At 44.8% G+C, this 13,116-nt stretch carries 9 protein-coding genes; 6 read left to right on the plus strand and 3 right to left on the minus strand.

The features are described from left to right. The first annotated feature begins 14 nt into the window (after window positions 1-14). The 6 genes from ABDD95_RS15080 (at window position 15) to ABDD95_RS15105 (ending at window position 7,753) form a co-directional block, all read left to right on the plus strand. Window positions 15-953, plus strand: coding sequence for a dihydrodipicolinate synthase family protein (locus tag ABDD95_RS15080; protein ID WP_345948169.1), 939 nt, complete (start codon window positions 15-17; stop codon window positions 951-953). Continuing rightward, a complete protein-coding gene (gene pdxA, locus ABDD95_RS15085) occupies window positions 946-1,989 on the plus strand; it encodes a 4-hydroxythreonine-4-phosphate dehydrogenase PdxA (protein ID WP_345948170.1) in 1,044 nt (347 codons plus the stop codon). The genes ABDD95_RS15080 and pdxA overlap by 8 nt, the downstream gene beginning before the upstream one ends. Next, a complete protein-coding gene (locus tag ABDD95_RS15090) occupies window positions 1,986-3,149 on the plus strand; it encodes a four-carbon acid sugar kinase family protein (protein WP_345948171.1) in 1,164 nt (387 codons plus the stop codon). The genes pdxA and ABDD95_RS15090 overlap by 4 nt, the downstream gene beginning before the upstream one ends. A gap of 28 nt (window positions 3,150-3,177) precedes the next feature. Then, on the plus strand, window positions 3,178-4,749 hold the full coding sequence (locus tag ABDD95_RS15095; RefSeq protein ID WP_345948172.1) for a sodium:solute symporter: 1,572 nt from the start codon (window positions 3,178-3,180) through the stop codon (window positions 4,747-4,749). 201 nt (window positions 4,750-4,950) lie between these two features. Continuing rightward, window positions 4,951-5,304 (plus strand): hypothetical protein, encoded by a 354-nt coding sequence (locus tag ABDD95_RS15100; RefSeq protein WP_345948173.1) that lies wholly within the window; start codon window positions 4,951-4,953, stop codon window positions 5,302-5,304. A 478-nt stretch (window positions 5,305-5,782) separates the two neighbouring features. Next, on the plus strand, window positions 5,783-7,753 hold the full coding sequence (locus ABDD95_RS15105; protein WP_345948174.1) for a hypothetical protein: 1,971 nt from the start codon (window positions 5,783-5,785) through the stop codon (window positions 7,751-7,753). Window positions 7,754-7,919: 166 nt separating this feature from the next. On the opposite strand, the gene ABDD95_RS15110 is transcribed toward ABDD95_RS15105, so the two are convergent. The 3 genes from ABDD95_RS15110 to ABDD95_RS15120 form a co-directional block, all read right to left on the minus strand. Beyond that, window positions 7,920-8,639 carry a ThuA domain-containing protein gene (locus tag ABDD95_RS15110; protein ID WP_345948175.1) on the minus strand — a complete coding sequence of 240 codons (720 nt, stop codon included), beginning with the start codon at window positions 8,637-8,639 and terminating at the stop codon, window positions 7,920-7,922. A gap of 103 nt (window positions 8,640-8,742) precedes the next feature. Next, the gene (locus ABDD95_RS15115; protein WP_345948176.1) at window positions 8,743-11,163 is read right to left on the minus strand and encodes a TonB-dependent receptor; all 2,421 of its coding nucleotides are present in this window, start codon (window positions 11,161-11,163) and stop codon (window positions 8,743-8,745) included. Window positions 11,164-11,254: 91 nt separating this feature from the next. Continuing rightward, on the minus strand, window positions 11,255-13,072 hold the full coding sequence (locus ABDD95_RS15120) for a PAS domain-containing sensor histidine kinase (protein ID WP_345948177.1): 1,818 nt from the start codon (window positions 13,070-13,072) through the stop codon (window positions 11,255-11,257). Window positions 13,073-13,116 lie beyond the last annotated feature (44 nt).

Below are 13,116 nucleotides of genomic sequence, written 5' to 3' on the forward strand. Positions count from 1 at the left end.
GCGCATAAAATTGAATGAAAATAGATAAAAAGTACAAAGGCACCATTGTTCCGGTTATCACACCGTTAACCGACCGGTACCAGCTGGATGATGAAGCAGTTGAAAAGATTGTTGCTAATTTGGCAAAAAACGACGCCATGCCTTTTATTTTAGGCACAACGGGCGAATCGGCATCACTCCCGTTTAGCTTAAAGGAAGCTTATATCCAAAAAGTATCGGGTTTAAAAACGCCGGACACTTTATTATACATCGGCATCTCCTCCAACTGTTTGGAAGAGACGGTTGACCTGGCCAAACGCAGCTTTGATGCCGGGGCCGATGCTGTTGCGGCTACGCTTCCTACGTACTATCACCTGTCTGAGGAGCAGATGGGAGACTACTTTCTGCAACTGGCCGATAAGATACAGGGGCCGCTCATCGTTTACAACATCCCGGCAACCACGCACATGTCCATCCCGCTGGAGTTGATTGAGGAGTTAAGTTACCACCCGTTTATTGTAGGTACCAAAGACTCCGAACGCAGCGAATCACGGCTTGACCGGTCTTTGCAGTTATGGTCTGGCAGGGCTGATTTCAGTCATTTTTTGGGCTGGGCAGGAAAATCGGCCTATGCGCTGTTTAACGGTGGCGACGGCTTAATACCCAGCACAGGTAACCTTGCTCCCGAAATTTATTGTGAAATGACAAAGGCCGTAAACGCCGGCGATACGGATAAAGCTTATTACTACCAACATCTTTCTGACACGTTGGGTAATCTGTATCAATCGGGCCGTACACTAGGTGAGTCGTTGCGCGCGTTAAAGGTATTAATGCAGGATGCCGGCCTTTGCCAGGCGCACATGATGCCGCCGCTTAGCCCTTTGCATAAGCATGATGAAGTAAGTATGCTGAATGCCTATTATGATTTATTACGTCAAGAACAAGCTTTATTAAAACTGCCTACCCATGTCTAACAAACCCATTATAGGAATTACCATGGGCGATCCGGCCAGCATTGGTCCAGAGATTGCCATTAAAGCCTTAACCGAGGAAAAAATATACGAAATATGCCGCCCCGTACTGGTTGGCGATGCTGCCACCTTTAACCACATTATTAACAAGCTGGGCTTGGGTGTATCCATCAACGCTATCGAAAGCATTGCCGAGGCTAAATTTGAATTTGGCCGCCCCGATGTGTACGATCTGCGCAATGTGGATTTAGATAAACTGGAGTTTGGCGTAGTATCGGCCATGGCTGGTGATGCCGCTTTCCGTTCGGTTGCCAAAGTAATTGAACTGGCCATGAATGGTGATATTGATGCTACGGTAACCGGTCCGCTCAACAAGAAATCGATGAATGAGGCTGGCCATCATTACGCCGGTCATACCGAAATCTACGCCGATTTTACTGGCACTAAGAAATATGCCATGCTGTTGGTAGAAGACCACATGAAGGTAATTCACGTATCTACCCACGTTTCGCTTCGCCAGGCTTGTGATTTGGTAAAAAAAGATCGTATAGTTGAAGTGGTGGAGCTGTTGCATAACGGCCTGATTAGCTTAGGTGAACAAAACCTTAAAATTGGTATTGCCGGATTGAACCCACACGCCGGCGATTCGGGCCTGTTTGGTACAGAGGATGATGAAGAAATACTACCTGCAGTACAGGAAGCGCTCCGGTTAGGATATGATGTAGAAGGCCCCGTGCCGGCCGATACGATGTTCTCTAAAGCAGCAACCGGTTATTACGGTGGTGTAGTGGCTATGTACCACGATCAGGGCCATATTCCCTTTAAGCTTTCGGGCTTTAAATGGAACCCGGAAAAGAAACAAATGGACAGCGTTAAAGGTGTAAACATCACCATGGGCCTGCCCATCATCCGTACATCGGTTGATCATGGTACCGCGTTCGAAATTGCAGGTAAAGGCATTGCCAGTGCCGATGCCATGATACTGGCCATAGAATCGGCCGTACAGCTCGCGCATCATAAAAGTATGGTTACGGTATGATGATAGCCGTTATTGCGGATGACCTGACCGGCGCGGCTGAAATTGGTGGCATAGGGCTCAAATACAACTTGAGCGTTGAGATTACCACTGGCATTGTTGCCGCTACGGATAAGGATATGCTGGTTGTGAATACTGATGCACGCTCTAAAAGCGAGGCTGATGCTATAGCCATAACCAGCGAGTTGAGCAGGCAGTTAAAAGCTTGTAATCCGCAATTGCTGTTTAAAAAGATCGACTCGGTAATGAGGGGGCACGTAATACCGGAAATAAACGCACAATGTGAGGCAATGGATATCAACAGGGCGCTTATCGTTTCGGCAAACCCTGCTTTGGGGCGTACGCTGATAAATGGGCATTATCTAATCCATGATATACCGGTGCATGAAACCAGCTTTCGGCATGATCCCGAATTTCCGGTGACCGAATCGCATGTACAAACCCGTTTTGCAAATGCGCAAAACGCTGTAACGGTTCAGCCGCATACTGCTCCCTTGCCGCAAACCGGAATTATTGTTGGCGAAACCCATACGAATGAAGATTTGCATGAATGGGCACGCCAGTTGCAAACCGATACGCTTGCTGTAGGTGCATCCGGCTTTTTTACAGCCTGTTTGGATGCATTGCAGCAAAAAGGCGAAGCAGCACACACTAATGAAAAACATTTGCAGCAACCTGTATTATATGTAAGCGGCAGTACGTTTAAGCAAAGTGCAGCACTGGTTAACAATTTGCATAAAAGCGGCGGCCCGGTAAGTTATATGCCAGCCGGCATTATGCAATCAACAAACCCAGAACCTTCTGCCGCAAATTATTGGACCGATGAGATAATTACCCGGCTTAAAGAGCAGGGTAAAGCCGTTATGGCTATACCACAGGATGAACAAGCGGCCACTATGTATGATGCCCGCCATTTACGAAAGCAAATGGCTTTGGCTGTAAAATGCATTTTTGAGAACACCACTGTACTGGAATTGATTATTGAAGGTGGCTCAACCGCTGCAGCCATTTTGGAAGAGTTAGATATTAATTCTATTTTTCCGGTTCAGGAATTATCGGCTGGTGTGATCAGAAACGCAGTGGCCAGCAGTGCTTATCCTGATTTGCACATTACCTTAAAGCCTGGCAGTTACAGCTGGAGCAGCGAGGCATGGGCATTTTAAATTGTAAACCGATTACCAACTATTAAAAATGAAGCCAGTTTTAGGTGTAATTGATTACACTATCATTATAGCTGTTTTATTGATTACGCTGTACTTTGGTTTAAGGTACGCACGCAATCAAAACAGTACGCAATCTTACTTTGCAGCTAAAGGCAGGGTTCCGGCCTGGGCCATTGGCATGTCATTGCTGGCTACGCTAATAAGCAGTGTTACTTTCTTAGGCTACCCCGGCGAAGGCTATTCTAACAACTGGATACTGCTGGTGCAGGGTTTAATGGTACCTATTGTGTTGCTGGGCGCTATCTGGTTCATTGTTCCGCTTTACAGAAAGGTAATTGGCCTAAGCACTTATGAATACTTTGAAAAGCGCTTTGGTACCGTGGCTCGTTACTACAGCTCCATTGCGTTCGTTTTAAGGCAGTTTTCGGGCATGGGCACGGTTTTCTTTTTGCTGGCCGTGGCTTTAAGTAATATGACGGGCGGCAACACCTTTGCCATCATTATTGTAACCGGCCTCATCATCATTGCCGTAAACCTGATGGGCGGCATCGAAGCCGTTATATGGCTGGACGTTTTTCAGGGCTTTATGCTGTTTGCCAGTGGTATAGTGTGTTTGGTTGTATTGTTGTTTTCTATAAAAGGTGGTCCGGCAGAGATCTGGAATGTGGCTTCGGCTGGCGGACGTACGGGTTTTGGTCCATACGATCTTAACTTTACTAAACTTACCTTTATTGTGATGGCCATAAACGGTATGTTCTATGCCATTCAAAAGTACGGCACAGACCAAACCGTGGTTCAGCGCTACCTGACCGCCAAAACCGATAAAGCAGCCATCCGGGCTTCGCTGCTGGGCATATCACTCACCGTACCGGTATGGACCTTATTTATGTTCATCGGCACTTGCTTGTTTGTTTACTACAAGCAGCACCCCCTGCCAGGTTCGGTTAACCCTAACGGCGTTTTTCCTTACTTTATCATCACACAGCTGCCTACCGGCGTAGTCGGCTTCATTTTATCAGCCATGATCTCGGCAGCTATATGTAGCCTCAGTGCCGATTTAAATTCGTTAGCGGCCGTAGGTGTCGAGGATTACTATAAAAAAATAAGCCCCAACCGCCCAGACAAACAATACCTGAAAGGCGGCCGCATCATGGTAGTGGTATCGGGCTTGCTGTCTATGGGTATTGGCATGCTCTATACCAGCATTGGTAACGAGGGTGTACTCGGTGTGGTATTTACGCTGTATGCTATCTTCTCGGGCGGTATTGTAGGCATATTTTTACTGGGCCTTTTCAGCGCCCGCGCTAACCGCCAGGGCATTAATATTGCCATTATAGTATGCGTTATTTTTACGGCTTATGCATTTTTAACCTCTACCCCTGTTGGCACAGGAGACAGTAAAACCTTACTGCTCGATTTAGGCAAATACAATTTCACCCACCATAAATTGATGCTGGGCGTATATAGTCACCTGGTAGTAATTGTAGTGGGTTATGTTGCCAGTCTATTTTTCCCAAAACCGGTACTGGATAAAAACCTGCTTTATAGCGGCTGGCGCGAAAACAGCAGGCAAGAAAAACTCGAGGCAGAACAGGTATAGCCAAGCTACTATTTTTCGTTAATATTCTTAAACAGGTGTATCGCAAAATGTTAATATACCGTATGGGTTATTAACTAATACGGATATAGTATGAAAGCTTTGGGAAACGTTATTGTAGCATGTTTACTTTTGTTAATAAGCATAAGCTCTTGTAAGCGGGATGACGGGGATAAGCTTGTGACAGCATGCACAGATCGACTGATGCCTGAGTATCTTAATTTCAGGATAGTTGATAAGAGCACCAATGCCGACCTTTTCTTTGCAAACCAACCCGCCTATGCTATCGGTCAGCTTAAAGTAACTTACAAAAAGCTAGAAAGGCCCGTACAAGTAAAGAGCGACGGAACGTCTGGAAACTATTTTAGCGTACAGGCAAATATAGCAGGTCTTAAAGACACCATGTATATTCAGGTAGGCAATAATGCTGCCGTACCGCTCATTTACACCTTGGCAAAAGTTGAAGACCCGTGCCCACGATACCCGGTAAGCACTGTTATGTACAACAACAATTTTTACAACAATGTGGGTGCACAGATATTATCACTTAAGCAGTAACTTCATCATCGTAGTTTGCCAAAACTTATTATGATAATAAATAGATTTCCTTACTTGCTGTTGCATAAATCTTAATTGCAGTCTCGTCGTCGGCACAAAAGTTACATAGGACAGTGTAACGCAAGCTGTATCGGCCCGAAGACATACTCGCCAGTGATGCTAAGAGCCACCTCAAAAGTGAACCCCGGTAAAGCGGAAGGAAAAAAAGCAGATGAATTACCTTGTGAATTTGTTCTAAATAGAACGAGACGGAAAAATATCCATCTTCGGCACCATCAATAACGACCCTGTTATGCGGGGTATCATCATATTTTAGAGCACCAATAAAACTGCCATTGCCAAAGATTAGCGGAAGATCTAATTAATGAAAGGATATTTCACTTTTAGATTTACGACTGGGTTTACCAGTTCGGGCCAAAATATCGCATTAACTGGGCGCATACAGCGGCAATAAACTATAAGTAATACCGCACGTATAATGAAGACGAAAGTTTTTATTTTTGGTGCCGGTATGAGATACTTTTTCCTTTTAATGATTGCCGCTATGATGTTTCACGAACAAGCTTACAGCCAGGTTGAGGTTACGCCCTGGGGTAATCTTACCGGCATACGTAAGCAAGGCCATTTACTGAGCTTTGAAACCAGCTTACAATTTATTAAAAGCGATGGTGCACAAATTCTTACCACTGCCCGCGAAAGGCAACGCCCCATTTACAAGCGTAGCAGTAATCAGCAAATGGTAACTACCAATTTAGATAGCCTGTATTTTGAGGAAACAGTAACAGATTTAGGAAGTACAAAAGCACAAGTTGGCGTACAACTTACCGCACATGCCGATACCAGCCTTATCGGTGCATTTTTTATAGTCAGACTGCCTGTTGCCTCCATTAATCAAAGTACTTTAAAATTGAACGATGCCGATAAGCCGGTTAATATTGCAGCACTCAGCAGTGCAGCTATTAAAGGCTTATCCGGTGTTAAATCCAACGGCTTCTTCTACAAGTCGGCGAGTATAGAATTAAACGTTAAAGCATCAGAAGCCGATTCCGTTTTTATACGCATGGATGAGCAGAGCAGCGACATCCTGGTGTACTTTACCCTACGTGCAAATCAGTTAAAAAAGGGTGAGGTGGTCCAAAAATCTTACCAGTTGGAAGCCAAAGGCCCTATTGATAAAACACCGGTTACACTTGCCTTAAATGCTGCGGTGCAGGGTCGTAAATTTGAGGGTCTTGGCGGCAATTTCAGATTGCAAAACCCAACAACCGATCCGCAAGTGATTACCTATAGCCTCGACCATTTGCGGCTGGCCTGGAGCCGGGTAGAAATGCCCTGGCGCTATTGGCAACCCGAAAAAGATATAAACCCGGCAGACCCCGCCCGCGCAAATCAGCTGCCCAGCCAGGTTACACAGGCAATGGAGATGGCGCAACGCTTGTACAAAAAAGGCATCCCGGTCATCCTTTCGGCATGGTCGGCGCCAGACTGGGCCATTGTAGGCAAACCAAACTTGAACCCGGTAAACAATGTATGGGGTAATCCGCTGAACAAGGGTTTGATGACCGACATTTACCGCTCACTAGCGCGTTACATTAGTTACCTGAAAGATAATTACGGTGTTGAAGCAGCTTACTTCTCTTTTAATGAATCTGATCTGGGTATCAATATCCGCATGACTGCACAGGAGCATGCCGACTTTATTAAAGGCTTTGGCTCGTATATGGCTGCCAAAGGTTTAAAAACCAAGCTTTTGTTAGGCGATAACTCCGATGCTAACAGCTGGTCGTTCATTAACACCGCTATGGCCGATGAGGCTGCCCGCCCCTACATCGGCGCTATATCATTTCACTCCTGGCGTGGTTGGGAAACCGCAACACTGCAAAAATGGGCGGATGCAGCTACCCGGCTAAATGTGCCGCTTTTAGTTGGTGAAGGCAGTATTGATGCGGCCGCCTGGCAATATCCGGGCATTTTTCTGGAACCTGCTTACGCCCTTGAAGAGATTAACCTTTACACGCGCTTATTAGCCATTTGCCAGCCAGCGTCTATTTTACAATGGCAGTTAACCGCCGACTACGCTCCCCTTGCAGGCGGCGGCATTTTTGGCGATAATGGCCACTTACGCGAAACCCAACGTTTCTGGAACCTAAGACAGCTGGCTAATACACCTAAGGACCTTTTTGCTCTGCCTATAAAAAGCAGCTATGCTAATGTTTCTTGCGCCGCTTTGGGCGACAACAGCAAAGGCGTTTACACTATTCATGTGGTGAATAACGGTGCCGAACGCATGGCCACCGTAACTGGCTTACCTGCCAAATTAAACAAAGTGCAGATTTACGTAACCAATGAGAAAGATGCCCTTAAGGCAGTAGGCAGTAAAAAGGTGAGCAATGGCCAGCTGCAGGTTAAGCTACCAGCCAGAAGCTTTGTTACATTAACTAGTGAGTAAGCCCTCCTTATTGACAAGATTTAACCTGCTATCATTTGATGCAACAATAAAAATCTTTGTAACTGCCTGGCTTGTCACTTTCAAAAGTTTCTCACATACGCCCGAAATCATGTATTTAACTATGCCCTTATTTAAGGACCCGGTACTTTGTGGAAGGCTTTGCAATTCACTTTTTACCTATCGCATATTTAATTCCCGCCAGCACATGCTGTAAAAAAAGGGGATCGGTATAAGATTCGTCAGTATGCCCCAGGGCTGTGGTAAATACCCTGCCGCCTTCAAATTCCTGATACCAACTCATAGGATGACCAACGCCATTTTTACCGCCGGTGTAGCTACTTTCATCCAGCGTTAGCACCACATGCAGTTTGTCTGAAATCCACTTGAAATTGTACCACTCATCTGTTTTAGTCCACTTGGCGGGCAAATGTTTGGTAAAGTCGTTAGCCGGCTCTACTACTTGTAAAACGGCCTGTTGCACCTTAGGATGACTGCTAAAATAAGCGCCCGAAAGCTGCCCATACCAGGGCCATTCGTATTCGGTATCGGTAGCGGCATGTATACCAACAAATCCCTTGCCCGAGCGTATGTACTTTTGAAACTCCAATTGCTGCGCATCGTTCAACACATCGCCTGTAGTATTCAAAAATATAACTGCATCGTATTTTTTAAGGTTGTTGTAGCTAAACCTGGTAGCATCTGTGGTGGTATCTACATTAAATTTATTTTGCTTACCCAGCAACTGCAGCGCCGTTATACCCGGCCCAATAGATTTGTGATGAAAGCCTGCCGTTTTACAAAAGATTAATACTTTAGGCTTAGCCCATAAGCTACTGCTACAAAACATAACCAATAGCAACACCAGTTTTTTTAAGATAGATGACATAATTAAGTTTGGTTGTAAACAAAGCTATAAATAATGCGCGGCTTATAAAATGCAAAAAACCGGATGTTAAGACACCCGGTTCTGTGAAAATATAAGGTTTGGTTTAGAAGCGATAGGACGCCGTAGCTGAAAGCATGCGTGGCGGTATAGGATTCACACTGTAATTTTCGTGTACCAGGTAATTCAGCTCGTTAGTCAGGTTAGATACTTTAGCCAGTAATGACACCTTCTTAATAGTATACCCGGCCGAGACATCAAACGTGGTATAACCGTTTAAATGCACAGGCACCCCGCGTGAAGCACCTGTTTTAAGCGTGTTAAAGCCGCTGTTACGTGCGCCGGTATAGTAGCCCGAAAGCCCTAACTTTAACCCTTTAATATTGCCGTTTTTAAAGGTGTAAAATACTGTTCCGTTAGCGGTATGTGGTACGCTGCCTACAATACGTTCGCCTTCGGTAATGCCGTTTGGCAGTGTTGAGGTGTAACGAATAAAATTATAGGCATAACCTGCCAGGAAATAAACATTGCTTGATAATTTACCTGTGATATCGAGCTCCACGCCATCACTGGATGTTTTGCCGCTAAATTCCTTAACGTTGGTATCTGAATTTGGTGTGATACCATCTGCCTGGAACTGCGCTGTTTGAGCAAAGCGGTTGTTGATGATGCGGTATGCAGTAACGTTTACCGAAAGCCGGCCGTTTAACAGGTCGTTTTTAACACCAACCTCATATTGATCGAGAATGGATGGGCCAAGCGGTGCTCCAGAAACATCTACGCCAGAGTTGGATGTAAAGTTGTTTGCGTAACTTGCATAAACAGATGTAGTGGTTAATGGCTGGTAAATTAAGCCGACTTTAGGCGAAAATGCTTTATCAACTTTTGCTTTGCCAATGCCGTTATTAGCCAGTGTGGTAGCCTGCGTGTCCTCATTATATGTATTAGCCCTTGGCTGTTTTTGCCAGGTATACCTAATACCAGCCAATAACTTAAATTTATCAGTCAATCCAATTAAGTCTTGCACAAAGGCCCCCATTCTATACACCGGTGTAACTGTATTTTGGTAAATGCGGGTATAAGGTTTGTCAAGCGTGGTTTGATAAGTGGCCGGATTTAGGATATTGAAGTTGGCATAACTAAACGCTGTAGGCGAATTAGCTGCGTCGCCATATTTAAAACCATACGATGTGGTTCGGGATTGATCGGCATCCGCACCAAATAACAAGTTATGCTTGATAGATCCGGTTTTTGCACTACCGGTTAAGTTAATTTGTTGGTTATAAGTATATTCTTGCGACTGAGAACGAGTTAACGCACGCGGCGACACGCCATTTGCTGTTGCAGCCTGCGGCCGCTCGGCGCCAAAGTAATTGCGGAAGTAAGACTGGTAGGCACCAATAACATTAATCTTCCACACATCGTTGAAACGGTGGGTTAAATTAGCTTGAGTTGTACCGGTTTTGGTATGATTGTATGCCCAGGTTGTGTTAATGAAAGCACTTCGGCCGATATTGGGGATTTGACCGGCAACCGTACCAATACCAAAATCAGGGGTGTAATTGCTTTTCAGGTAATCGCCTTGTAAAAGCAGTTCCGTCTTTTTACCTACATTGAATAATAGGGATGGATTTATGTAAAAACGGTCGGTACTTACACCGTCGCGAAAGCTGTTGGCATTTTCCTTAGTGGTGATGAAACGAAAAGCAATGCTTTTATTAATAGGGCCGTATACATCTAAGATAGGCTTGTAAAAACCATAGCTGCCCGAGCGCATGCTAGCTTCGCCTCCCCAGTTAAATTTGGGCTTTTTGGTTACCAGGTTAACTACTGCGCCACCGGTAACGCTACCGTATAGCAGAGCCGCACTACCTTTTAAAACCTCTACCGATTCTAACGTACTGGCTTCAAGTGAGCCGCCCAGTGAAGTACGGGCACCGTTCTTAAACACATTGTTAGCCCCTAAGCTATATCCTCGGGCGTTAAAAGTTTCGTTTGTAGAGCCACGATTTTCGCCTAAGGCAATACCGTTTACGTTTCTTATTACATCAGTAAGGCGGTTGATTTGCTGGTCAGTAATAATAGCACTATCGATAATCTGAACGCTTTGGGGTATATCCAAAGACCGCAGGCCTGATTTGCCAACGGTTACAGCCCGGTTTTGGCCGTTAGCCCCCGCTACAACTACTTCAGTTAACTGAGAAGAATTTTCAGAAAGCTCGAAGTTTGCCTGGGTTGTTTGTCCGGCGGTTACGGTTACGCTCTTCTCTTGAGTGGTCAAGCCTACAAAAGTTACTTTTAAAGTATAAGTGCCTGGCTTAACGTGGTTGAGGGTGTAGTTGCCGTTTTCGTCGCTTATGGCGCCTTTGCTTATACCCTTAAGTCCTACGCTTACGTAAGTGGCAGCGTTGCCATCGCTGGTGGTAACTTTGCCGGTTATTTTGCCGGTTCGGGTTTGGGCAAAAAGGCTGCCTGCGCAAATTAAAGTGAGTAAAAATGCAATTGTGAGGGTGTAAAGTTTTTGCATGCTTATTTAGACTAATTCTATATGGCTGCAAAAATAGACAAGAAATCCTTTCCCGCAAGAACTATTTAGAATTAGTTTAAATAAGCAAGTTTTACCTGATGCTTGCCAGCCAGTCGTGGGCAGCCTGGTTATCCTCAAATCTTTGTATCACAACACTGGTTTCCTTATGTTCAACAGTGTATTGGGCTGACAGTTTACTAAACAAGCTGGGAGACAGCACCCAAGCCAAATGTTTAAGTCCTGCCTGCTCGGCCGGTGGAAAAAAGTTTTCGATGATCCAATCGCAGGCATCCATCCAGCCGCCTATTACCTGCGAATTGTCATTAATAATGCGGCCGCAGTCATATTTCCTAATATACGCAAGCATTTTTAAGCAACCATCTTTTACGGAATGAAGATTGTGAAAACCTATCCAATCTACATACAAGTAATGATGTTCTTCGTTGTAACTGATGTCGGTATACGACTGCCTATAAACACCAAAGTTTATTACACCTGTGGACTTGTAAGCACCAACATTGGATAACGGGAACCGCATATAAAAGGTGGAGCCATCTCCCGGTACACTTTCAATCCACATATTACCGTTATGGCGGCGGCAAACCTCATTAATCTTAGGCAGGCCCGAGCTTAGGTTTACATGCTTTTTTTGATTGATGCGATGAAATAATTTATGCAGTTGATCCACGTCCATACCAACGCCAAAATCTTCTACCGATAGTACGATGTTTTGCATCACCAACTCAGCCTTTACAATTACCCGGTTAGCCACGGGCGAAAACTTTACCGCATTATCAATCAGGTAACGCAAGGCTTGCTCTATAATTTGCTTATTGCCGTAAAAACTTAGCTGTATATCGCTTATAATAATGAGCTCATGTCGCCTGTAAATGGGTTGCAGTTTATCAACAACATATTGTAAAAAGGTCCTGAAATCAAAAGCCTCAATTACGGTATCAAACGGCTGCAAATAATCTTCGTCATTTATCCAGTTATTTACATCATTTACCACGTTATCCAACTCAATGCTGCAATCGTTTATGAGTGCTGCTATGTCCTTAAATTCACCTGGCTTAATCAAGTCTTCTTTAACAAGCTCTGTTAAGCCCAGTAAACTGGCAACTGGCTTGCGCAGGGCGTGAGAGTTTAAATAAGAAATTTCTTTTAACTGGTCTATTTTTTCGAGCAAGCTTTCCTGGCTGAGCCGCTTATGCGTTATATCTCTGAAATGAACAATGATACCGGTTTCGGCCGGGTAGGCAGTGCAGTTGAACCATTTTTGAGTTGGCCAAAAGTAGTCCGTAAAATCAACGCTTATCCGGTCCGTCATGGCGCTTTCAAAACTGTGATAAAAGTCGGAGTGTAATATTTCGGGCAATACCTCCCAAATACTCTTATTCAACACAATTTGGCGGTTGTAGCCTATCAACTCCTCAGCGGCTTTGTTCCAATACGCAATGCGCCAGCCAAAATCAATCTGCATAAAACCGATAATCGTGGTTTCGAGAATTTGCAGTAGGCGGCGTTGGGTAAGTTCGAGCTTGCCAACCAGTTCTTTACGCGCGTCTATACTACGGCCATATACAATCCTGGCTTTTACACCTTCATAAGTAATAGGATAAGAAATCACCTCAACATTTAACAGTGTACCATTTTTAGCAACATGCCTGAATTCGCGGTAATGCGTCTCTTTTTCTTTAATGGCTGGTAGTAACTCCTCCAAAAGAGGTATATCTTCTACCGGCCTTAGATCACGTAGTGTTTTCGTCAAGAATTCTTCATGAGTATAGCCATAGCGGGCAGTAGCTGCTGCATTAACTTCCAGTATGCGTAGCGTGTTCACATCAAAAATCCACATGGGTTGCGGATTGGCGTAAAAAAGCACATCAAACCCGGCTCGTTCTATCATATTACCTAAAATGTATACAAAGGCCTGCTGCTGTAAGGCTTTAT

Origin of the sequence: Mucilaginibacter sp. PAMB04274 (assembly GCF_039634385.2) — a bacterium.
Classification (GTDB): domain Bacteria; phylum Bacteroidota; class Bacteroidia; order Sphingobacteriales; family Sphingobacteriaceae; genus Mucilaginibacter.

Bases quoted from the DNA above. Each gene is read 5' to 3' on its own strand.
- ABDD95_RS15120 (WP_345948177.1), bottom strand. From the start codon at position 13,072: ATGATAGAACGAGCCGGGTTTGATGTGCTTTTTTACGCCAATCCGCAA.
- ABDD95_RS15100 (WP_345948173.1), top strand. From the start codon at position 4,951: ATGCCTGAGTATCTTAATTTCAGGATAGTTGATAAGAGCACCAATGCC.
- ABDD95_RS15110 (WP_345948175.1), bottom strand. From the start codon at position 8,639: ATGTCATCTATCTTAAAAAAACTGGTGTTGCTATTGGTTATGTTTTGT.
- pdxA (WP_345948170.1), top strand. From the start codon at position 946: ATGTCTAACAAACCCATTATAGGAATTACCATGGGCGATCCGGCCAGC.
- ABDD95_RS15080 (WP_345948169.1), top strand. From the start codon at position 15: ATGAAAATAGATAAAAAGTACAAAGGCACCATTGTTCCGGTTATCACA.
- ABDD95_RS15105 (WP_345948174.1), top strand. From the start codon at position 5,783: ATGAAGACGAAAGTTTTTATTTTTGGTGCCGGTATGAGATACTTTTTC.
- ABDD95_RS15095 (WP_345948172.1), top strand. From the start codon at position 3,178: ATGAAGCCAGTTTTAGGTGTAATTGATTACACTATCATTATAGCTGTT.
- ABDD95_RS15090 (WP_345948171.1), top strand. From the start codon at position 1,986: ATGATGATAGCCGTTATTGCGGATGACCTGACCGGCGCGGCTGAAATT.
- ABDD95_RS15115 (WP_345948176.1), bottom strand. From the start codon at position 11,163: ATGCAAAAACTTTACACCCTCACAATTGCATTTTTACTCACTTTAATT.